Annotated in this window: 17 protein-coding genes; all 17 read right to left on the reverse strand. The window is 41.0% G+C overall.

Features of this window, described 5'->3' with window-relative positions:
• Positions 1-466 precede the first annotated feature (466 nt).
• Entirely contained in the window at positions 467-952 is a 486-nt protein-coding gene (gene msrA / locus E7303_RS07315) for a peptide-methionine (S)-S-oxide reductase MsrA (protein WP_292144545.1), read from the reverse strand.
• A 144-nt stretch (positions 953-1,096) separates the two neighbouring features.
• Positions 1,097-3,385 (reverse strand): protein translocase subunit SecD, encoded by a 2,289-nt coding sequence (secD, locus tag E7303_RS07320; RefSeq protein ID WP_292144546.1) that lies wholly within the window; start codon positions 3,383-3,385, stop codon positions 1,097-1,099.
• A gap of 31 nt (positions 3,386-3,416) precedes the next feature.
• Complete coding sequence (scfB, locus tag E7303_RS07325) at positions 3,417-4,847, reverse strand: thioether cross-link-forming SCIFF peptide maturase (protein WP_074884519.1); 1,431 nt, start codon at positions 4,845-4,847, stop codon at positions 3,417-3,419.
• 105 nt (positions 4,848-4,952) lie between these two features.
• Positions 4,953-5,099 (reverse strand): six-cysteine ranthipeptide SCIFF, encoded by a 147-nt coding sequence (gene scfA, locus E7303_RS07330; protein WP_013281386.1) that lies wholly within the window; start codon positions 5,097-5,099, stop codon positions 4,953-4,955.
• 81 nt (positions 5,100-5,180) lie between these two features.
• Positions 5,181-6,461, reverse strand: a complete 1,281-nt coding sequence (locus E7303_RS07335; RefSeq protein WP_292144547.1) for an HlyC/CorC family transporter — start codon at positions 6,459-6,461, stop codon at positions 5,181-5,183.
• A 12-nt stretch (positions 6,462-6,473) separates the two neighbouring features.
• The gene (gene rhaM / locus E7303_RS07340; RefSeq protein WP_022773127.1) at positions 6,474-6,788 is read right to left on the reverse strand and encodes an L-rhamnose mutarotase; all 315 of its coding nucleotides are present in this window, start codon (positions 6,786-6,788) and stop codon (positions 6,474-6,476) included.
• Between the two features lie 65 nt (positions 6,789-6,853).
• Positions 6,854-8,119: a histidine--tRNA ligase gene (gene hisS / locus E7303_RS07345; protein WP_292144549.1), complete on the reverse strand. Its 1,266-nt coding sequence runs from the start codon at positions 8,117-8,119 to the stop codon at positions 6,854-6,856.
• A 78-nt stretch (positions 8,120-8,197) separates the two neighbouring features.
• Positions 8,198-10,153: an EAL domain-containing protein gene (locus E7303_RS07350; RefSeq protein WP_292144550.1), complete on the reverse strand. Its 1,956-nt coding sequence runs from the start codon at positions 10,151-10,153 to the stop codon at positions 8,198-8,200.
• Between the two features lie 2 nt (positions 10,154-10,155).
• The gene (locus E7303_RS07355) at positions 10,156-12,108 is read right to left on the reverse strand and encodes an EAL domain-containing protein (protein WP_292144551.1); all 1,953 of its coding nucleotides are present in this window, start codon (positions 12,106-12,108) and stop codon (positions 10,156-10,158) included.
• Positions 12,109-12,127: 19 nt separating this feature from the next.
• Positions 12,128-12,388: a hypothetical protein gene (locus E7303_RS07360; RefSeq protein ID WP_292144552.1), complete on the reverse strand. Its 261-nt coding sequence runs from the start codon at positions 12,386-12,388 to the stop codon at positions 12,128-12,130.
• Between the two features lie 75 nt (positions 12,389-12,463).
• Positions 12,464-14,641, reverse strand: a complete 2,178-nt coding sequence (locus tag E7303_RS07365; RefSeq protein WP_292144553.1) for a beta-galactosidase — start codon at positions 14,639-14,641, stop codon at positions 12,464-12,466.
• A gap of 16 nt (positions 14,642-14,657) precedes the next feature.
• Positions 14,658-15,656, reverse strand: coding sequence for a LacI family DNA-binding transcriptional regulator (locus tag E7303_RS07370; protein ID WP_292144554.1), 999 nt, complete (start codon positions 15,654-15,656; stop codon positions 14,658-14,660).
• Between the two features lie 133 nt (positions 15,657-15,789).
• Positions 15,790-16,653, reverse strand: coding sequence for a sugar ABC transporter permease (locus tag E7303_RS07375; RefSeq protein ID WP_292144555.1), 864 nt, complete (start codon positions 16,651-16,653; stop codon positions 15,790-15,792).
• Positions 16,653-18,050 (reverse strand): carbohydrate ABC transporter permease, encoded by a 1,398-nt coding sequence (locus E7303_RS07380; RefSeq protein ID WP_292144556.1) that lies wholly within the window; start codon positions 18,048-18,050, stop codon positions 16,653-16,655. Before E7303_RS07380 ends, E7303_RS07375 begins: the two co-directional genes overlap by 1 nt.
• 106 nt (positions 18,051-18,156) lie before the next feature.
• Positions 18,157-19,500 (reverse strand): extracellular solute-binding protein, encoded by a 1,344-nt coding sequence (locus E7303_RS07385; RefSeq protein WP_292144557.1) that lies wholly within the window; start codon positions 19,498-19,500, stop codon positions 18,157-18,159.
• 220 nt (positions 19,501-19,720) lie between these two features.
• Positions 19,721-20,893: a DNA-processing protein DprA gene (gene dprA / locus E7303_RS07390; protein WP_292144558.1), complete on the reverse strand. Its 1,173-nt coding sequence runs from the start codon at positions 20,891-20,893 to the stop codon at positions 19,721-19,723.
• Between the two features lie 4 nt (positions 20,894-20,897).
• A complete protein-coding gene (locus tag E7303_RS07395) occupies positions 20,898-22,466 on the reverse strand; it encodes a YifB family Mg chelatase-like AAA ATPase (RefSeq protein WP_292144559.1) in 1,569 nt (522 codons plus the stop codon).
• Between the last annotated feature and the right edge of the window lie 111 nt (positions 22,467-22,577).

Raw genomic sequence — 22,577 nt, forward strand, 5'->3', positions numbered from 1 at the left:
ATTGATTATTTCATTTCTTACCCTGTCTTTCCACTTTTTCTCGGGTAAAATATTGATTATTTCATTTCTTACCCTGTAGCCACCCCTACTGTTCTCGGAATTGGATCCTGAGGCACCTTAACCAAGCCACACCGAAGGTGCTTGCCATTGACGGGTTCTGCGGAAAACGCTACAATGCTGAATCCGACGGTGCGAGATAATCTACTGTTCCCATCATCCTCACCGTCGGCTCGCAGGCCAAGGCGTTTTCCTCAGGCTCAGTCAATGGTGGCGGACGATGCCAATTACTTACCAATCAATTACCAATTTCTTAAGCCTATACATAGAAAAAAGGGATGGTTCTAATGACTTATAAAAACAAGTCATTAGAACCATCCAATCACTTACGCATATACAAAGGGAGAATATTTTGGCATAATCATAAAGCTTATACCAGGATACTCTCTTCTTTCAAATCAGCCCATTGTTACTTCTTTCTTCCGGATTCGATGAGTTCCTTTTCAAAGGCCTCAGGATTTTTTAAGTAGTAATCCTGGTGATACTCTTCTGCTTCATAGAAGTTTTTATAAGGCAACAGTTCAACAAATGTTTCCTTGCCTGAATCTGCTGCTATTTTATCGAGTTTAGATTGGGCAAGAGCCTTTTCCTCTTCATCGCCATAGAAGATTGCCAGAGTATAAGAAAATCCCTTGTCGATAAACTGTCCCTCAGCATCAAATGGATCTACATTAGCAAAATAGATATCCAGTAACTTATCATATGATACCTTCTCAGGATCATATACAAGCTTTATGGTCTCACGATGGCCAGTCTCCTGATGTTTAACCTGCTCGTAGGTTGGATTCTCTTCATCACCACCTGCGTAGCCGCAAATAACCTTATCAACGCCGTACATCTTATAAATAGGTGTCACACACCAAAAACATCCCCCTGCAAAAAATGCCTCTTTCATAACCTGAAATCCTTTCTGATTTAACTAGAATGTCGCTTGCGACACTCTCGCGCCATGCGCGAATATTTTAGCATTCATTTTCCTATTAAATAAAAAAATGGAGATATGGATAAACCATATCTCCAACATTTTATACTATGAAAATTACTTTGCAAACAATGTTTTGAACTTTGTCTTAAGATCATACCACATTGGTGATGCAATAAAGATTGATGAATATGTACCGCAGATAACACCAACCATAAGTGGAAGTGCAAATGCCTTAATGTCTGCTACACCAAATACATAAAGGGCAGCTACAGTGAAGAATGTTGTTGCTGAAGTAAAGATACTTCTTGTAACTGTCTGAGCTACACTGCTATTAACAAGCTCTGCTTCTTCTTTTCTGTTTGTTGCATTGTGAAGGTTCTCACGGATACGATCGAATGTAACGATTGTATCGTTGATTGAGTAACCGATGATTGTAAGGATTACAGCGATGAATGTATTACCAACTGAAAGTCTTGTAAGTGCATAAGCTGTAATTACAATAAGTGTATCGTGTGCAAGGGCGATGATAGCAGCTGCACCAAACTTGATATCCTTGAATCTGATCCAAATGTAGATAAGCATAAGGATAAGTGCTACAAGGAGAGCCTTGATGGCGCTTGATCTCATCTCGCCACTGATTGTTGAACTGATTGTCTCAGCAGCAACATTATCAGCAGATACTCCGTAATTGCTCTCAAGTACATCCTCTACTGCTTCTCTCTGAGAAACATTAAGAGTTGATGTCTTAAAGATTACCTGATTTGTACCAGAAACTGTCTGAATCTGAATCTCGTTAACTCCAGCTGCTTTCTTGATATCAGATGCAACAGTGCTCTCAAGCTCTGAAAGCTCATAAGCTCTGTCAAAAGTAACTGTTGTAGATGTACCACCTACGAAATCAAGACTGTAATTGAATGCACCCTTTCCTGCTGATGCGTTAACTGCCATTGTAATGATACCAACTACAAGTACTGCACATGAAACGAGATAGAATATTCTTCTCTTTCCAACGAAATCAAATTTCTTAACTGCCTTAGCCTTACCATAGAGAACAGGGTTCTCAAGTCCGAGGCCATAAAGTATAGAAGTGATAAGTCTTGTAACTACAAGAGCTGTGAACATTGAAAGGATGATACCAAGCATAAGAGTCTCAGCAAATCCTTTGATTGAACCAGTTCCACCAATTCTAAGAACGATAGCTACGATAAGAGTTGTGATGTTACCGTCAAGGATTGATGAAAGAGCCTTGTTGTAACCGTTCTTTCTAGCCTCATCAACTGTCTTGCCAACAGCAAGCTCTTCTTTGATTCTGGAGAAAACAAGTACGTTAGCATCAACCGCCATACCGATTGAAAGAATGATACCTGCTATACCAGGAAGAGTAAGTGTCATATCAAATGCGGAAAGAAGGAATACCATAAGTCCGCAGTAGAAAGCAAGTGCAAGTGTAGCTGAAAAACCAAGGAGTCTGAAGAATACGATCATCAGAACTGCTATAAGAGCAAAACCAACAGCTGCTGCAATAAGTGATGTTCTGATAGCATCTGAACCAAGTTGAGCACCTACAACATTTGATCTAAGTTCGTTAAGCTGAAGCTTAAGTCCACCGATTCTGATCATAGAAGCAAGATTCTGAGCCTCTTCATATGAGCTCATTCCTGTGATTACAGCCTTACCGTCTGTGATCTCGGCCTGAACCTTAGGAACAGAAATGAACTGGCCATCATAATAGATACCGATTGTCTCACCATCTGCATATGCCTTCTTGGTAGCCTCAGCAAATGCTGTCTTGCCCTCTTCTGTAAACTCAAGAGAAACAACAGGTTCCTGTGAACCATATGAATCCTGCTGAGCTGCAGCCTGAGCAACTGATACCTGGTCTCCTGAAAGAACTATAGAACCATCTGCCTGAAGCTCTTCAAGTGTCTTGTTGAGAACATAACCAAAAAGAATGTTGCCATCTTCATCAGTCTCAAGACTACCTTCTGCTGTAAATCCTGAGTGGTATGTGTAGTTTTCATTGCCTTCTGAATCAGTCTGGGCAATAAAGTAAAGGTTACCGGGCTGTCCAAGATCCTCTAAGATTGCATTGGCATCTGAGACACCGGGAATCTCTATATTGATTCTGTTAGAACCTTCCTGATAAACAAGAGCCTCTGTGCTGTACTGATCTACACGCTGCTGAAGCTTGTAAATTGTATCAGACATATCCTCCTTATCAGGATTCTCATCTCCAACAACTTCATAAGTGATGCTAACACCACCTGCAAGATCAAGTCCTAAATTGATACTGGATAAAGAACCTGACTTGTCTTCACCAAGTCCGTACACTGCTGAATATCCAACTCCCCCCAGCAGTAACAGAACGATGATAAGCGCTAAAACTGACTTTAAGCGTTTCATTGTAATACATCCTCCCATATAGCTTATTAACTTATTCGGCCATAGCCGCCTTTATCATAATCGCACACTCGATACGCTTTCTCTGAAGCTCACAACCGTGCTTATATGTCGTATTGATATTGCCGTTGAAATTATAGGCGTTTGCAGCACATCCGCCGCTGCAATAATATCTGGCGAAACATTTCTCACATTCAGGTCTTGAATAAACATTGCTTTTTTTGAATGTTTCCTGAATGTCAGGTCTTGTAATACCTTCGAATACGTTACCCATGATGAAATCTTCATTACCAACGAACTGATGGCAAGGATAAAGATCACCCCAAGGTGTAACTCCCAAATACTCACATCCTGAACCACATCCGGAAAGCCTCTTAGCTACGCAAGGGCCACCCTCAAGATCGATGTTGAAGTGGAAGAAATTAAAGCCTCTTCCCTCTTTCTGTCTCTCGAGATAGAACTTGGCAAGCTTGTCATACTCCTCGCAAAGCTTTGGAATATCCTCATCCTTTAATGAGTACCAGTCCTCAGGCTTGGCAACTACAGGCTCAACTGAGATCTGCTTGAATCCAAGATCTGCAAGATGCTTAACATCCTCTGAGAAATCGAGATTATTGTGAGTAAATGTACCTCTTACAAAGTATCTGAGCTGATGACGACTTTCTGCAACTTTCTGGAACTTAGGAACTATCTCATCATAGCTTCCCTGTCCGCCGCGCTTAGGACGCATAGCATCATGAACTTCCTTACGTCCGTCAATAGAAAGGACAATATTGCCCATTTCCTTATTTACATACTCAAGGATCTCATCGTTTAAAAGAGTTCCGTTTGTTGTTATTGTGAAACGGAAATTCTTATTGTGTTCTTTTTCAATCTGGCGGCCGTACTCAACGATCTTTTTAACGACCTCCCAGTTCATAAGTGGCTCACCGCCAAAGAAATCTACTTCGAGATTTCTGCGATTTCCTGAATTCTTAACAAGGAAATCAAGTGCTGCCTTACCGACCTCTTCTGTCATGAGAGCTCTTCTTCCGTGATACTCTCCCTCATCGGCAAAGCAATACTTACATCTGAGATTACAGTCATGTGCTATGTTAAGACAAAGAGCCTTGATAACTGTCTCTCTGTTCTGGAATTCATCTACATAGTTCTCATATACATCATCAGTATAAAGAACCTGTGCAGCTCTGAGCTCTAAAAGCTCCTCAACTGCCTCTTTGATATCTTCTACAGAGTACTTGTCTGTTATCTCTGAAAGCTTTTTAACTTCATCAAACAGCCATCCAAAATCCTCTTTTGAAGCTTCTTCCTGTCCATCTGAAACTGCTGCAGTACCATATTTAGCAGCAAGCTTCTCCTCTACAATATTTACTAAATCAAAAACAACATCATCAACAACGTGTACTGAACCGCTGTTAACATCCAGAACAATGTTATAACCGTTGTTCTTATAAGCGTGAATCATAAAATCTCCTAAAACTAAACTCTGCGAGTTGTGCAAAAACTAGGCAGCGGCCTCGGCCGCTGCCCGATAACTTAATCCTACAAAACCAATATTCTTCCAGTTAGATTACTTGCTAAGCTGCTCGCAACTCTGGTTTCCTACTGTGCAAGATGTCTTGCATGCTGACTGGCATGATGTCTGGCACTCGCCACATCCGCCCTTTTTCATTGACTCTTTAAGATTTCTTGTTACTAATGACTTTACGTGCTTCATAAATTGCCTCCTACTTGAAATGTGAACTGTTCCACTTTCGAGTTTTTACATCGACCTAGTATACCATATATTGGTAAATTATTAAAGTGTTTCTTTTTCATCCTCTTTTGCGACAGTATTAGCAGTTAACAGAACTTTGGTAATTCTGTTTCGCTTTATGCCACGGGCTGTTAGCGTGATTCCATTATCAAGCGTAACGGTCTCGCCATATCCCGGCAGTCTGTCAAGTTTTTCGATCATAAGTCCGCCTATGGAATCATAATCCTCTGAATCAAGTTCTGTTCCAAGAGCATCATTTATGTCGTCCAGCTTCATGTTTCCTTCAACGAGATACTTATTGCCGCCTACATGCCTTATGAGTTCTTCCTCATCGGAATCATACTCATCTCTAATCTCGCCTACGATTTCTTCAAGAAGGTCCTCAAGCGTGATCATTCCGACTGTAGTTCCGTATTCTGATAAAACGAAAGCAACATTCTGGCTTCTTTCTCTCATTTCCATGAGAAGATCGGCAGTCTTTTTATACTCATAGGTATAATAAGCTTTTCTGAGACAGTCCTTTATCTTGAAATTGTCTTTGTCCTGAATAAGCACCAGGTCTTTTACATTTATAAGACCAATGATATTGTCCTGCTCTCCGCCTTCATAAACAGGAATTCTTGTGTACATATCCTCGCGAAAAACTCTCATGACCTCATTGTAATCAGCATCAGAGCTGACACAACACATATCGATCCTTGGTATCATGATGTCTTTTGCATGAGCATCGCTGAAATCAAATACGTTGTAAATGATCTCTTTTTCTCCGCTCTCGATAACGCCATCCTCATGGCTGACATCCACATAAGTCTTAAGTTCTGTCTCAGTCATAGTCTGCTTATTCTTGGTATCAACACGAAAGAGCCTGAGGATCAGTGTTGCAATACCGTTTATGATAAAGCTTATAGGATGTATTATGGCCATGATAAACAAGATAACATTCACATACCACAGTGACATTTTCTCTGCATAGGCAGTCGCTACTGTTTTGGGAATGATCTCTCCAAATATAAGAACGATTAAAGTAAGTACACCGGTACCAATGCCTATCGCAAAGCTTCCAAACACATCCGTAACATAAACTGTCATCAAAGCAGATGCACTAAGATTGACAATATTGTTACCGATCAGGATCGCAGACAAAATTTTCTGAGTATCTTCGCAAATTGAAAGAACTCTTTTTGCCCGCTTGTTCCCTTCATCAGAAAGGGATTTCATTTTCACCTTGTTAACAGTCATAAAGGCTGTTTCAGCAGATGAAAAAAACGCAGATAACAAAACAAGTACAATTAATACTGCGAGCTGTATCGCGTGAGTGTCCAAAACTTCCTCCTATCAATCCAAATGAAATACCGGGTGAAGATCGATAGCTACAGGGCTATTGTCCGGATTGGTCTCCATAATGTCGGCCATAAAATCCCACCACTTGCGGTTAATAGCTGTATCAGCTCCTTTAGCCCAAAGCTCTTCATCCTCTATTTCGATATAGCCATAGAGAACATCTGTCTCTTCATCAAGGAATATGCTGTAGTTGCGTCCGCCATGCTCGTGGATCATTTCCTGCATCTCAGGCCACAACTCATTGTGTCTCTTCTCATACTCCTTTTCCATCCCCTTATAAAGCTTCATTTTAAAACCTTTTCTTATCATACCTTCTTACTCCCCTTTTATTCTTTTATTCACACAGCCAATGGCTGTTTTTAGCAAAAGACCTGTCAGTTAAGCGGATTGAGATAGAACTCCTTAACATCTTCGTAACCCTGCTCTGAAAGCTGCTGTTTCTGGAACTTTTTATTCTTGTTCATGCGAACAACAAGAACCTGATTGCCTTCAAGTCTCTCTTTCTGAGCTTCTGAGATGATCTCTGAAAGTCTCTCTCCCTTGATTCCTTTCTCGATGAGGTAAGCCTTTCTCTTTCCCTCCCCAGGGATCTTAAAGCCTTCATCCATCATAATCATGATGATACGCTCAAAACCGATTGAGAATCCACATGCTGGAGTGTCCTGTCCAAGGAACTTTCCAACCATCTTGTCATAACGTCCGCCGCCCCCGCAGCTTCCGCCGTACTGAGGCATTGATACTTCGAAAATAGTACCTGTATAATATGACATTCCTCTTACAAGTGTAGGATCAAATACCATTTCAAACTGAGCTGTCTTGGTTGCATCAACACTTGTGATGATCTCTTCAAGGCTCTCTCTTACCTCTGTGTCAAGGAAGTCGCCCAATTTATCAGCGATTATCTTAAGACCTGAAATATCAGTTTTGCCTTCAACACTTCTGAAGAGGTCAAGATACTTGTCTATTGATGATCTTTCAAAGCCCTCTTTTTCAAGCTCTTCAGAAACACCATCGATGCCGATCTTGTCCATTTTGTCGAGAGTTATGAACACATCATCGTAGCTCTCTTCTGGGAATCCACTGTAAGCTGCCATAGCCTTAAGAATTCGGCGCTCGTTTATTCTTATCTTAAAATCCTTGAATCCAAGTCTTCCAAGAGTCGTTGTTGTTGCAAGGATAAGCTCTATCTCTGCGAGATTGGTTGCTTCTCCGAGAATATCGATATCGCACTGCATGAACTGACGATATCTGCCCTTCTGTGGTCTGTCAGCTCTCCACACATTGCCCATCTGAAGCGCCTTAAATGGAGAAGGAAGCTCGCTTGCATGATTTGCATAAAAACGAACAAGGGGAACTGTAAGGTCATAGCGAAGACCTGAATCTGTAAGATCGTTCTCCTCTTTGGCAGTTTCCAAATTCAGCTTTTCTCCTCTTTTCATAACTTTGAAGATAAGCTTTTCATTTTCTCCACCCTGCTTGCTGTTAAGATTGGCGAGTGATTCAACACAAGGTGTTTCTATAGAAGTAAAACCAAATTCTGCATATGTCTTTTTAATAACTCCGATGCAGTAATCTCTAAGCTGCATTTCTGAAGGCAGAATATCCTTCATTCCGGTAACGGGTTTCTTAATAAGTGCCATAAATAACCATCCTTAATTCTTGAAATAAATAATAAACACGAAATATTTTACACTTACCGCATTTTCTTTGCAATGGCTTTAAGCGTTGTGCTCTTTAATGAACTCTATAAAGCTTTCTCTTGACATGGGTCTTGCGTAAAAGAAGCCCTGAACATGATCACAGCCAAGTCTTATGATCTGCTTTGCCTGCTCTGCAGTTTCCACGCCTTCTGCAACAATTTCTTTTCCAAGGGACTTGATTATCCTGATCATATTGAGCATTACCATATAGGATGTCTCTGAATCAAATACGGACTGGACAATGCTCTTGTCAAGTTTAAAGAGCTTTAAAGGAAGCATAGCAATCCTTGCAAGATTGGAATACCCTGTTCCAAAGTCATCCATAGAAAAGGTAATTCCTGATTTTAACAATCTTCCCAGATTCATGTCCATTACATCAGTAATATTCTTTTCCCAGGTCTCTGTTATCTCCAGATTTATCAGCTTGGGGTCGACGTTATATTTTTCAAGAGTCCCAAGTATATTCTCTGCGAAATTGGTCTGTATGCAATCTACTATAGAAAGATTAACCTCCACGTATTCTATTCCATAGTCCATGATCTGCGATGAAGATATCATCTCGCACACCCTGTCCAGCACATATCTGTCTATTTCAAGAACACTTCCGTTCCTCTCGGCAACAGGCATGAATACTGCAGGCGAGATAAATCCAAGCTTAGGGTCCTTTAGACGCACAAGGGCTTCACAGGATGTATATTTGCCGTCAGCCGGAGAATATATCGGTTGATAGTAAACATCCAAAAGCCCGTCTTCGAGAGCTCTTTTCACTATCCCATCAATCTTCTTGTCATGTTCAACATATTTAAGATTCAGATCAGAAAGCCTTAAAACATCCCTGTTGTGCCTCAGAAAAGCCTTCTGCATTACATTCCATATCTCATTAAATCTCTCAAGAGAATCTACTTCTGTAGGGAAGCCCAAAACACACGGGCTCTGGAATAATTTTATTTCCTCATTTTTTAGTACCCACGGATCTTTAAACCTTATCTTTATCTGTTCTACAGTTTTTTCTATCACTGCTTCATCTGGGCCTGCCCCGGGAAACATTAAAATGAACGTGCTGTCAAACGGATAAAACAATCCTCCTTCCGGACACATTTTCTTTAGATAATCCGATATGTGTCTAAGGAGCTCTGAGGAGTTCTCAATGGCTTCTTCGCTCATGAACACATCAAGCTTATCCACATATATTCCCAGAAGTGAAAATGTCTTTTTCTGTAAAAGATTGGTAGAAATGGTGAATTCCAGAGCTTTCTTTGTTCCCGCACCGGAAGTTAAGTCCACAAACTCACTTGGATTCTGGAATGTATAGACGCACAGCAAAAGAGCTATTGAAACCGAAAACTCAAAGATTGAGCTGGACCTTGTCAGTATTCTGATAGGAACCCCTGCTGCCATCAAAAGATAATAGACCACAAGGGCCATCTGCTTCTCAGTGCTCAAAGACTTTTTGTACTTAATTATCATGTAAGCTGCAACAATGAGATAGAACCATACACTTAGATATATGGTGACAGCCTGCGGATATATGTACCTGATATCAGCATTTTCATCAAACCTGTAAAAGAATCCGGTAAAAATAACGCTGAAGATAACAACCTGCGAGCAGATAGTAGGAATACCAATAAGGATCTTTTTGACAAAGCTCTGGAACTCAATGTGGAAAATAGCCATTCCATAGAGAACCGATAAAAGAGGCATTACATAAATGCACACTTTTTCAAGCATTACAAGGACGCAGGCTGCCTGATAGCTAAGGGACATTTTCAAAAAATCAGACTGGATCCACACTTTGTGTATGAGTCCCAATAAATTCATGCAAAATGCATTAAAAAGCAGCCCTCCAAATATGTCATTTTGCCTGCTGTAGTAATGCTCTCCAAAAAGATGCACAAAAACAGTGATAAGCAAAACCACCATTGAGCATATTGCAAAGCATATTTCGTAGTTTTGTGGATTTGTTAAAAGACTCATAATCAATTTTCCTCAAAATATGCATCAATAAACTTTACGTAAGAACTATCCTTCATAGGTGCTCCCATATAATCTCCGATAAGATAGTCACATCCAAGATCTTCAGCCAGTTTTTTGTCTGTCTCATTCTCTATATCAGTGGCGCAGACAAATATGCTGATATCGTGGAAAAGATTGACTATTCCCTGAACCACCAGCATCATCTTATCAGACTCCATGGCGGAGTGAAGGATCGAGCTGTCTATGTTAACCTGAGAAACAGGGAGTGAAAGCACTCTGTTAAGGTCTCCATAGCCGCTTCCAAATTTATCAACAATGATAGAGCTCTTTAAATCGCCAAGCATTTTTATATTTCGCTCAGCAATTGAGTTCATGGTAGATATTGTGGTCTCGGTGAGTTTGATGCTGATCCATGATGCTACCGCGTTCTCTTCTCGCAATATTTTCTTAATACGCTTAATAAAATCATTCTTTGATATTTCACCCTGGGACATTGCGACAACAGCCCTGTATTTTCCGTTTTTATCGCCGGCATTCCAGAATGAAAGTGCCCTGCAAGCCCTTCTGAAAACAAACTCATCTGCATCCATAAGTGCCTGCGAAACTTTAATATCAGGAATCTTTCCCCTCATATCGATCTCGTTTCCTGCTGCATCCTGAAGGAAACATAGTACATCGGCACAGTAATTGATCTTATAGATCTTGGATAAAAATGGCTGGAACTTGATCGTTGCCAATTTGCTGTCGAGATTGACCCTCGCAAAATTATCATAGTCGCTCTCTCTTCTGATAGCCTCAAAGTCGACCTTATCCACATCAATGATAAGATTATGGTCATTATTTGCGTGCTCAACCATCATCTCTATCTTATTTATGAGATCAGCTGTAGTCTTGTAATGTACAGGATAATGAAGTAAAAAGAGCTGTCCGTCTACTTTGAGTTTCATGTTGCCAAAGCTCCAGGGCTCGCGCATCCTGTAAGAGATCTTGTACATCAAAGCCTTTGCTTTATCTGCATCATCTGTATGAACAGTCAGTGCAAATACATATTCAGAATACCTGTAAGCATAGGTAATAAGATGTAGTTCCTTGCGGCCTACATTCTTTAAATACTTTGCTATGGTCTTAAGCGCATCCTGTCCATTTCCATAGCCGATCTCATCGCTGAGAGTGCGGATATTTTTTATGGTAAGGAAGATTGTAAAGTGCTCTCCTTTTCTTTTTGTCTTAAGATCATGCCCCTCAATAAAGGCTTTCTTATTGAGGATATCAAGTACTTCATCTACCATCTCACTGGGATTTTGAAGGGTTATATAAATAAAGGTCACACTGATGGTATTACAGAAATTCTCGACAAGCAGAGTTGGATAAAAGTACTGGATCAGTATTCCTGCAAGAACAAAAAGAGCATATGATGCCACAACCACCTTTGTCCTTCTGCGCATGAGATTGTTATACCTTAACAGCAAAACAAGACTGACAACAAGATAGTACGTTGCGATGATATAAAAGAGGAAAAGGTATTTACCCCTGTGATAGATGCCATCTGCAGAGTAGCTGAACAAAATCGGTGCAAACCAGTTGACCACTAAAAGAACTATGCAGATAATATACCCAAACCAGAGATACCAAAAGCCTTTCCAGGTGGTTATAGGCACATAAATATCCAATACAGACATGATATATAAAAGATAAAAAACTGCTGACCCAAGATGGAAAAAGAAAAAAGCACTTCCAGCTATTTTTTCAAGAATGCCGTACTCAGAAAAGGTCAGAGGATGCATCTGCAGATATGTTTCTATTCTTTCACACAAAGTCGCCATGAAAACGGCAAAATAAAGCGCGCTGTAAGCTCTCTGTCTATAAGAAGGCACACCTCTCCTAGACATAGAAGTAACAGCGATAGTGATCAATATAAATAATGCGCAAATATCAAAATAAATATTATATTGCATCTACAACTCCAGCTTTGTTTTATAACCATTTAAGCGGATTGCTGATGACTTTTGCTTTAGAAATAATGTCATCGGCATTAGCTTTAAGATATACCTCAAGGCCTGCAATTTCATCCTGAGAATACCCGTTATTTTTAACTATCTTACCACCAGGAATAACGCCTTCTGCAATCTCTTTCCCGTTTTTACCATTTCGTTCAAATGAAACCCTTACCATCTTCTTGTTATCTTTTCCGGCAACAATTGCAGAATAAGTCATTCTCATCTCTTCATCAGACATATATTCACCATAAGTAAAAACAAAAAGTGTTATCGAAATTTTATAATCTCGATAACACTATTTTAACACATATTTTCAAATTTCAGTTTTAAATTGCGCTATTAAATGAACATCGTTAATTCTGCAGGCTTTTCCGTCTTTCATCGCCGGCCATTCCTGAAGATACAGCTTTGTATCTTCTTTTAGCGGATCAACAGCTATTTCACAGGCAAATTCACCTGATTCATTACCACAAAAACGCTTAAGTCCAACTTCCCACTTCTGGCCTGTGTAGAAGCTGTCTGCGATCATTTTGCCATCATGGTACATCTGAGCTGTATCGCCCTCATAATCAATGCTAAGGAGCATTTCATTTCTGTCCAAAGGCATATCTGTTACTTTTAATGCTGCTTTTAGCTCACCGTCCTGCTCATCTTTAGTCAAAAGAGCTGTAGCCTTGTTTTCATAACTGTTTTTGCTCTTATAGACCGTAAAGATCTCGTCATCTTTTTTTAATGTATCAAAGCCATCCGGTGCATCGCACAACTCCGGAAATGCCTTGAATACAGCATGCTTTGTCTCATTATCTGAAACTTCAAAATAAAGCTCAGGCTTTCCAGCCGCATTTGTTACAACATCGCCACTGCTTATGACAAAGTACTCTTTGCCGTTTTTGATAACCTTGCTTCCATGAACAGCTTCTTCCCTGGTAATAAATACCACTTTGTTGCCGTCGAGATCTCCTTTTACTGAAAGAGACGGCTCTTTTTCTGAATCTTTATAGAAAATGTAAGCATCATGCCCATTTCCATCAAAGTCAGCAATACAGCAAACAGGAGTAGCATCAGTTGTGATAACTGCCTTGTTTCCAACCCACATATTAAATGGATAAAAGAAAAAGTCTCCATTTGCAACATCCCTGCTCTCAAAGCTTGCAAGAACACTGCCATCTTCATCATAGGCTTTCAGAGCAGTATCTTTATGGTCAGCCATGGTATATCTGCGCTGATAGTTATTAACAAAGAGATATCCTGACTTTACTTTTTCCCCATTTGGAAGGATTCTTTCCTTGCATCTTACAGCGCTTCTAAGGTCATTAAAATTGTCAGGTTTTAATGGATTGCCAGGCTGCTCCACATAAGCCATGTCGCAAAGATCACTTCCAAAATCGTGAATAAATGAAGCAAGGAGGCGCACCTGTCTGTAAGTATCCTCCATCTGTCCATATTCACGAAGAGGTGCATTAAAATCATAGGACAATACAGGAAGATCATTGGGGTATCCTGTCTCTTTTGTCTCCTGAAGGGTAGTAAGCTTGCCCTCAGGATTGGTCCCTCCGTGGTACATGTAATAGCCTAAAAGATTAGCTCCGCTTCCAAGCTTGGTCATGGTCATAGCCGCTGTATCAAGCCCTGTCGCTATTGGTCTTCTATGCTTTGTAACCTGAAGTCCTCCGCCAAGTTCAGCAGTAAGGAACGGGAACTTGTTCATGTCAAAGGTAATTCCATCACCCAGGCCATGATCTGAGCCAATATTGTGATCATTTCTTTCTTTGGTAAAAATGTAGTTGCCGCTTGGCTCGATCTCTGTAGTTCTCTGATCCCATGGAGCCTCGCAGTAACCGCCCATAACAGGGATCATTCCGCCTGTAACTGCTCCGCCCCAGCCTGTAGCTGTGTAAATCGGCACTTCAAAGCCAATCTCTTTTGCCATGGCCAGAAGAGTTCTCATGTGTTGCTCGCCCTCTTCGCCATTTTTTCCACCGCAGTGCCCGTATTCATTTTCAATCTGCACTCCGATCACGGGACCATCGTCCTTTATCAAAAGACCTTTCGCCTGTTCAAATGTCTTTTCATAGAATTTTCTTACATGTTCAAGATAGCGTGGCGCATCAGTCCTGACTTCGTAGCCATTATCCACTGAATCTTTTAAAAGCCAGTCAGGAAATCCACCGTTTCTTGCCTCTCCATGTGCCCATGGGCCAATTCTCAATATTGCATATAAGCCACATTTTTTAACTGTTTCCAAAAACAGTCTTATATTTCTGTCTCCGCTAAAATCAAAATCGCCATGGATTTCCTCATGGTGGATCCAGATGACGTAGAGAGAAACTATATCAATTCCTCCCGCTTTCATTTTGCAGAGTTCTTCTTCCCAGTACTGATGGGGATATCTGCTAAAGTGCATCTCTCCCATCATAGGGAATACTCTCTTCCCATCAACAATCAGACTGATCGGGTCGAATCCAACCTTTGAATCTGACAATATCTTCATAAAAACTCCCCGTTTCTTATTTAGTACTTTCTTTGAGTATTACTTCGTAGTTGGTAAGGACAGTATTTGAAACATCCTGTCCGTCTATGAGCTCAAGCAGCTTTTTGGCCGCCGTTGCTCCAAGATTTCTATCGTCAAAATTAAGCGACGTAACTGAAGGAACTGAACTTTCCAAAATGGAGCTGTTGTAAAAAGAAGCAACTTTAAGCTTTTCCGGAACAAGAATATGCTCTTCTCTGCACCTTGCAATAACCTCTCCTGCAAGATTGTCGTCCATACAGATGACTCCATCTATATTTTTCTTAAGCAGTTCTTTTAATATTCCGCCCACTTTAGCTGTCTTTTCAACATCAAGGTAAACAAGAGCCGGATCCATTTTAAGACCCGCATCCACAAAAGCAGACGCAAAGCCATTATGCCTTGTCCTTGTGATGATATGCTCTGTGGAACCCCCGATAAGTGCAAGTTTTTTAAGGCCCTTGGCAATAAGAACAGATGTGAGTTCCTTACATGCTTCATAGTTGGCATTATCAACACAAACAATATCAGGATCCGTTGAACTGCCTATAGCCACAAAAGGAATTCCGCATTCCTTGAGGTAAGCAGCCGGCTTATCATTCACTAAAGTTCTGGTAAGAATGATGCCATCTACCTTATGGTTCTCAACAACTCTTTTAAGACCCGAAATGTCATCGCCGGCAATAAGCGAAACCACAATGTCATAGCCAAAGGATGAGGTTATTTCACTCATGCCGACCATACATCTCTGAAAAAAAGGCAGATCGACAGCGTTATAGTCATCAGGCCATACTACGCCTATGTTATAGGTTCTCTGTTTTGCCAGAGCCCTGGCCATGACATTTGGTCTGTAATTATGCTTTTCAATATATTCCATTACCTTGCTCTTGGTGGAATTTCCAACTCTGCCTTTTCCGGAAATAGCCCTGGATACGGTGGTCTTGGAAATTCCAAGAGCTTTGGCAACATCATCAATTGTGAGTTTTGGATTGTTCATAACACTCTCTTCTAGCCTTAACACGATTTCTTCCGCAAAGGATTTTACAAGGAAGTTCTGCTCTCGCTTTCGCTCGCCAGAACACGATTTTACTAAGATTTTTATGCGCTTGCGCTTTAAAAATCTAGTAAAATCAGCCCTTCACCGCTCCGCCGGTTACACCTTCAACGTAATATTTCTGAAGGAACATGAACAGTAATGTTACAGGGATGGCGATGAGAACGCCGCCTGCACAGAACCTTGTAAAGTAGCCCTGGTAGTCATTTGTCCATACCCATCTGGTCATGGCAACTGCTACATTGTAACTTTGATCGTGGCCAAAAGCAACATAAGAAGCAAATACATAGTCACACCATGGTGCCATGAAGGCAACAAGTGCTGTGTAAATGATGATAGGCTTTGACATAGGAATGATCATTGTCAAGAATATTCTTGCTCTTGTAGCACCGTCGATTCTTGCGGCTTCGTCAAGGGCCTTAGGAATTGTGTCAAAATATCCTTTACATACGTAGTAGCCCATACCTGAGCTTGCTACTGATACAAGGATAAGTCCTGGGATAGCACCTGCCTGAGTAAGTCCGAACTGTTTCAACAGGAAGTACAGACAGATCATAGTAAGGAATCCCGGGAAAAGACCTAATATAAGCCAAAAACGCATAAGAAGTTCTCTTCCTGCAAATCTCATTCTTGAAAGTGCATAGCTTACGCAGAGGATTATGACAGTCTGGAAAGCAGTAACAAAAAAGGCGATTATAAGGGTATTGCTATACCATCTTACATAGTTGGTCTCACCTGAAAACAGGAACTTGTAATTATCAAGCGAAAAAGCTTTTGGAAGAAGGTAATCTACCATTCCGCCATATTCTGTTGCATATGATCTAAAACTCTGAAGAACAAGTCCCACAAAAGGGAACAGCCAAATAATACTGATAAGTATAAGAACAATATATGCGATCACATTTCCTATTGTTCTTTTTGTTTTATATGATTTATTCATTATTGGAAGCCCTCCTCATCCTTTACTGATGGAAGCAGGCCATATACACCAAGTGCGAATATAGCAGTTACGATAAATACCATGATACCTATTACTGCTGCCATCTTGTAGTTAGTGTCATTTACAGTCATCTTGTAAAGCCACGTTACCAAAAGGTCTGTGTTTCCGGCATTGCCGGCAAGATTCATTGACTGAGGTTTACCCTGAGTCAAAAGGTAAATAACATTAAAGTTATTGAGGTTTCCGGTAAACTGAGTCAGGATAAATGGTCCTGTCACAAATAACATATATGGAAGGGTGATACTCTTAAACATCTGCCATCCGTTTGCACCATCAATTCTGGCACTTTCGTAAAGGTCCTCAGGAATGTTCATGAGCAGTCCTGTTGCAATCAGCATAAGATATGGAATACCAATCCAGATATTGACAACAACGATCGTTATCTTGGCAAGTAAGGGATCAGTCCAGAAAGGAATAGCTGTTTTAATGATGCCCCACTTTATAAGGTATCCATTGATAAGTCCGTCATTAGCGAACATTTTCATGATATAAAGGAGTGATACGAACTGAGGAACCGCAATTGTCATAACCAGGATGGTTCTCCAGAGCTTTTTGAATCTGACTCCCTTTTTATTGATAAGAATTGCTACTCCAAGGCCAAGGAAATAGTCTATAAATGTAGCAAGAAAAGCCCACACAAGTGTCCACAGAAGAACCTGTAAAAATGTGGGTCCAAAGCCCTCTGTTCCGAATGAAACAAGGTTTTTAAAGTTTTCAAGTCCAACCCATGTAAAAAGATTGGATGGTGCCTGATGATTTGCATCGTAATTTGTAAAAGCGACACAGATCATGAAAACGATAGGTAAAACCGTGAATAAAAATATTCCTGTAACAGGTAATAAAAGAAGTGTCTTATCAAAGTTTTTATCAAAAAGAGATAAGAATGTCTCCTTGTTTGAAGGAAGTTTTTTTCCTGCCTTAAGCAGCAGCTCTTCTTTTCTGTTCTCCCTGATGTTCAGATACCACACTACAAAAAATGCGATCACTGCGAATGCACTCAGCACACCGAACAAAAGGATAAGGAAGCTGTTATCACCGTAAACAGTCTTTCTTCCTACTTTTTGAGTTGCCACTGTTCCAAGAGTTGAAATTTTAGAAAGGTACTGCCAGCCAAATCCGGTCATGTACCAGAAAAATAGAACTTCCAGTAAAAGAAGTACTGCTCCTATAAGAATTTGTCCCCTAAGCATAGGGCCAAAACCAAAGATCAAATATGATAATTTGGTCTTAAAATCCCCCTCAACAAATGTCACCCCAATATTCTTAAATACCTGCTTAACAGATTCAAGACCAGAGCCCACGTTTTTAGTTTTCTTTTTTCCAGTACTTCCTGCCATGCCTGGACCTCCCTTCTTAACAATAAGTGCTCTACTGAAAATATAGGCTCGGAATAATAGGTATTCCGAGCCTTGAAATCATAGCTTTAATGCAATTTTCAGCTAATTATTTTGCATAGCTTTCGCAAGTTGTCTGGAAATCTGTAAGAGCCTTTAAAATATCCTCATCGCTTGCAGTTGCTGCAATCTCACCAGAAATTACAGAATCACCAAGTGATGTAGCAAGTGACCAGTAATCACCAGGATACTGACCCTGAGGAATTGTGTACTGAAGCTGATCAGCAAGAGCTGAAAGTGCTTCGTCAGCCTTAACAGCATCTGACTGCTGTGCATTTAAGTTTGAAGGACCCCAGCCTACTGCTTCGAATCTTGCAAGCTGAACTTCCTCGCTTGAAAGGTATGCAGCAAGAGCATCACATACAGCAAGCTTACGCTCATCTTCCTGAGGCTTAACACCAAGAAGCTTGAATCCACCGAAGCCGCTCATCTGATATGTCTTTCCATCAGAACCTTCGAATGAAGGAAGCTTAGCACATGCATAGTTGTCACCAAACATAGCCTTTGCTGCTTCTGAATCCCATGTTCCATCAACGATTGCTGCGCAGTTTGTTGCGTTAGAAACTGATGAACCATTCTGGAATGACTTTGACTGAGCAAGTTCAATGATTTCTTTAAGAGCAACTACACCAGCATCACTTGCATATGTTGAATTGCACTTTGTGAAGTTACCTGCATCATCTGTGTCATAAGTAAGCTCTGCACCTGTTCCAAAGAAGAATGCTGTCTGATACCAACCTGAGTTGATCTCGAAGTAGAAGTTCTTTCCTGCTGCTTCGCAGTCTGCAACGATTTTCTCAAGAGAAGAAGGATCTGTTATAACGCTCTTATCATAGTAAAGGAAATATCCGTTATCTGATGTAAGAGGATAAGCATAAAGTGTGTTACCTACTGTAGCAGCGCCAACAGCACCTGCATCGTTCTGAGCCTTAACCATCTCTGCGTTAGCTGGCTCAACTTCCTCAAGAGCACCTGCAGAAACAAGTCTTGCGATCTGATCCTGTGCAAATACATATACATCAGCACCAGCTTCAACGTCTGTGATCATGTTTCCGGCAGCATCACCTTCACCAGTTGCCTCAACTGTGAATGTGTAACCTGACATTTCAGGGTGTGCTTCCTGGAATTTAGCGATCTGCTGATTTGTAAAATCAACTACAGCATCAGCAACCCAAACCTTAACTTCGCCTGTGCCATAATCTGTAATCTCTTCTGTAGCTTCCTGAACTGCCTCAGTTGTTTCCTGAGATGTCTCAGCTACAGTTTCAGCTGTTTCCTGAGCTGTTTCCTGAGCTGTTTCTGCAGCCTCCTGAGCTGCCTGCTGTCCACATCCAGCAAGGAGTGTAGCGCCCATTGCTGCTGACAATAAAACAGAAACCAATTTCTTTTTCATTTTTTTCCCTCCGTTTTTTTCGTACCATTCCATATTGCGTAACAAAAGCGCAATCGGTTGCTCTGTAAAAAAGTTTAGGTCTTGTGCACTTTTTTGTCAATAAAGCATTTTTTATGATAAAACGTTCATACTTTTATACATATTGCACATTGACTTTTTTATCGGAAACGTTTTCGGCATCGTTGCCGGAAACGTTTTGCGCAATCGGTGTCACAAATGCTCATCCCATGCGTTTTCTGTAATAAACGCCGTCCTGAATGATCAATCCTTTATAAGTCAGATCCATTAATTTCCCCATAAGTTCCGGAACAGAAATAGTTATTTCTTTTTCATACAATCTCTCCATGATTGATGAGGCTGAAACAGGGATGATATCTACAACATCTACAATCTCATCTTCTATTGATCTTTGCTCCTCCACGCCAAGGTCCTCCTCATTATTGTTCCGATATTTTTCAAGTGTCTTTTCTTCAGGGTCATCTGTATTGTTATCTTTGGTTCTTTTGCCGTTTGTGCCTCTCCAAAGCCTATCCAGCACATCTCCCACAGAAAGCGCAACTCCTGCCCCCTGACTGATCAAAAAGTTGCAGCCATCGCTTAACCTGTCCGTGACTCTCCCAGGAACTGCCAGGACCTCTTTACCCTGTTCAAGAGCCTGATCTACAGTTATCTGAGTTCCAGACTTCTGCCTTGCCTCAACCACAAGAACAATATCTGCCAGCGCGCTTATAATCCTGTTGCGCATTGGAAAAAGATTAGGTTTTGGCTCAGTTCCTGGATGATACTCTGAAATAAGGCCGCCATTTGCGCATATCCTGCTATATACATCCCTGTTTTCTTCAGGGTAGCAAATGTCTACACCGCAGCCCAGAATTCCAAAGGAACTTCCTCCTGCTTCTATTGCTGCCTTCTGGCTTATGCCATCGACTCCTCTTGCCATTCCGCTTATAACCTGAACTCCTGCAAGGGCAAGTCCCTTTCCGAATTCTCTGGACATAAACCTCCCATAATCAGAGCACATGCGCGCCCCAACAATAGATACCGACGGTATCTCCGGGTTTGGAAGGCTTCCCTTTACGTATATGGCAAATGGCGGATCAGGGATATGCCTTAATCTCTCAGGAAATTCATCAGAGCACGCAGAGATAAAACTTATTCCCTGAGTTTTAAGCTTTTCTGCCTCTTTTTCAAAGTCCCAAAGCTTTCTTCTTTCGATTATTTCTTTTGCAGGCTTTGTTTTTGAAGTCTTTTCTTTTACGAGGAGACTTAAGCTCTTTTCATCCATGTTAAAAATGTCCCCGCAGGTAATGCCACTATCTAAAATGCTGTAAATTCCCTTGTTTCCCAGCCCCGGGATATTGTATAAAAAATAGGCATATTCGTTTTCTGTCATTAGCTTACTCCTCTCTTTGGCTCCAATATTTGCCATCTGTCATTCGATAGCTTACTGCCTCCATAATATGCAGTCTTGTTATCTTTTCGCTGTTTTCAAGATCCGCAATGGTTCTGGCAATCCTGAGAATTTTGTGATAGGCTCTGGCGCTCAGCTCCATCTTAGAAAAGACACTCTCAAGATACGACTGTTCAATATTCCCAAGTGGACAATACTTTTGGATGTCTCCGGGTGACATTTCAGAATTGAACTTAAGATTTGTTCCCCTAAATCGCTCTTCCTGTCTTTTTCTGGCCGCCATCACCCTTTGTCTTATGGTTTCACTTGATTCATTTAAGCTTCTGGATTTCTGAGAAAGATCGGATATATCTACCCTTGGCGCTTCTACGCATATATCGATTCTGTCAAGAATTGGTCCTGAAATATGGCCAAGATATCTTTTGATCTCGTTAGATGTACATTTACACTTGTTTCTGTCCGGATAATACCCGCAGGGGCAAGGATTCAGCGCCCCAACTAATTGAAAATCCGCAGGATAGGAAAAAGTTCCTCTGCTTCTTGCTATATGTATAAACTTATCCTCCATTGGCTGGCGCAGCATATCAAGCTTAGTCCTTGGAAATTCTGCCATTTCATCAAGAAACAGAACTCCTCTGTGGGCCAGGGATATTACGCCGGGGCGTGGCACATTGCCTCCTCCCGTAAGAGCCGTCTCAGTTATGGAGTGATGCGGACTCATAAAGGGCCTTCTGGTTATAAGCGCCTGATTTTCCTTAAGTTCTCCGGCAACAGAATAGATTGTTGACACTTCAAGGCTCTCCTCCAAAGAAAGCTTTGGCATGATGGACGGAATTCTTTTAGCTACCATACTCTTGCCTGATCCCGGCGGCCCCACAAGAAGTAGATGATGAAAGCCCGCTGCCGCAACCTCTACAGCTCTTTTAACTGCAGCCTGACCGTTAATATCTGCAAAATCAAGGCCTTCTTCTTTGCCTAAATCCCTTTCAAATATTTCTCTGACATTCACAGTTGTGGGCTTTATGAGACTATCCCTTTCATTTTCAGACGCAGCAAGATAACAGATTGCTTCCTGAAGTGACCCAACCCCAATAATCCCGATATTATCGACAACTGCGCCCTCCATCGCATTATCTTTTGGTAAAAGAACTGTCTTTATTCCCATCTCTTTTGCCTTAGTAACAATTGGAAGAATTCCCTTAACCGGCTTAACTTCTCCATCAAGACCAAGTTCACCTAAGATAACCATATCATTAACGCATTTTTCTTCCAGCTCGCCCATGGCGATAAGTATCGCAACAGCCATTGGAAGATCTATCACAATGCCTTCTTTTCTGATATCTGCAGGCGACAGATTGACCGTGATCTTAGAAGCTGGTATCTTAACACCTATATTTTTAAGCGCCACCTTAACTCTGTCACCAGCCTCTCTTACATCGCCGCTCATAAAGCCAACCATGCTAAAACCAGGGAGTCCCGTCGAAACATCCACCTCAACCTCAATAAGGTAAGACAAAATGCCCCTGACAGCTCCCGAAGTAACCGTACTAAACATAAACTTCCTCTCTCAATATCAAATTAAATATGGGTAATCAGCCTGCAAAAGAACTTTGCAAACCTTTAATGAGCATTAACAATTTAAACCAACTTGCATACTATACAACAA

Origin of the sequence: Butyrivibrio sp. (assembly GCF_015056685.1) — a bacterium.
Lineage (GTDB): Bacteria > Bacillota > Clostridia > Lachnospirales > Lachnospiraceae > Butyrivibrio.

Coding starts and splice junctions, on each gene's coding strand:
- dprA (WP_292144558.1), bottom strand. CDS start 20,893: ATGACAGAAAACGAATATGCCTATTTTTTATACAATATCCCGGGGCTG.
- E7303_RS07395 (WP_292144559.1), bottom strand. CDS start 22,466: ATGTTTAGTACGGTTACTTCGGGAGCTGTCAGGGGCATTTTGTCTTAC.
- E7303_RS07375 (WP_292144555.1), bottom strand. CDS start 16,653: ATGAATAAATCATATAAAACAAAAAGAACAATAGGAAATGTGATCGCA.
- E7303_RS07360 (WP_292144552.1), bottom strand. CDS start 12,388: ATGTCTGATGAAGAGATGAGAATGACTTATTCTGCAATTGTTGCCGGA.
- E7303_RS07385 (WP_292144557.1), bottom strand. CDS start 19,500: ATGAAAAAGAAATTGGTTTCTGTTTTATTGTCAGCAGCAATGGGCGCT.
- E7303_RS07355 (WP_292144551.1), bottom strand. CDS start 12,108: ATGCAATATAATATTTATTTTGATATTTGCGCATTATTTATATTGATC.
- hisS (WP_292144549.1), bottom strand. CDS start 8,119: ATGGCACTTATTAAGAAACCCGTTACCGGAATGAAGGATATTCTGCCT.
- E7303_RS07365 (WP_292144553.1), bottom strand. CDS start 14,641: ATGAAGATATTGTCAGATTCAAAGGTTGGATTCGACCCGATCAGTCTG.
- secD (WP_292144546.1), bottom strand. CDS start 3,385: ATGAAACGCTTAAAGTCAGTTTTAGCGCTTATCATCGTTCTGTTACTG.
- msrA (WP_292144545.1), bottom strand. CDS start 952: ATGAAAGAGGCATTTTTTGCAGGGGGATGTTTTTGGTGTGTGACACCT.
- E7303_RS07370 (WP_292144554.1), bottom strand. CDS start 15,656: ATGAACAATCCAAAACTCACAATTGATGATGTTGCCAAAGCTCTTGGA.
- E7303_RS07350 (WP_292144550.1), bottom strand. CDS start 10,153: ATGAGTCTTTTAACAAATCCACAAAACTACGAAATATGCTTTGCAATA.
- scfB (WP_074884519.1), bottom strand. CDS start 4,847: ATGATTCACGCTTATAAGAACAACGGTTATAACATTGTTCTGGATGTT.
- scfA (WP_013281386.1), bottom strand. CDS start 5,099: ATGAAGCACGTAAAGTCATTAGTAACAAGAAATCTTAAAGAGTCAATG.
- rhaM (WP_022773127.1), bottom strand. CDS start 6,788: ATGATAAGAAAAGGTTTTAAAATGAAGCTTTATAAGGGGATGGAAAAG.
- E7303_RS07380 (WP_292144556.1), bottom strand. CDS start 18,050: ATGGCAGGAAGTACTGGAAAAAAGAAAACTAAAAACGTGGGCTCTGGT.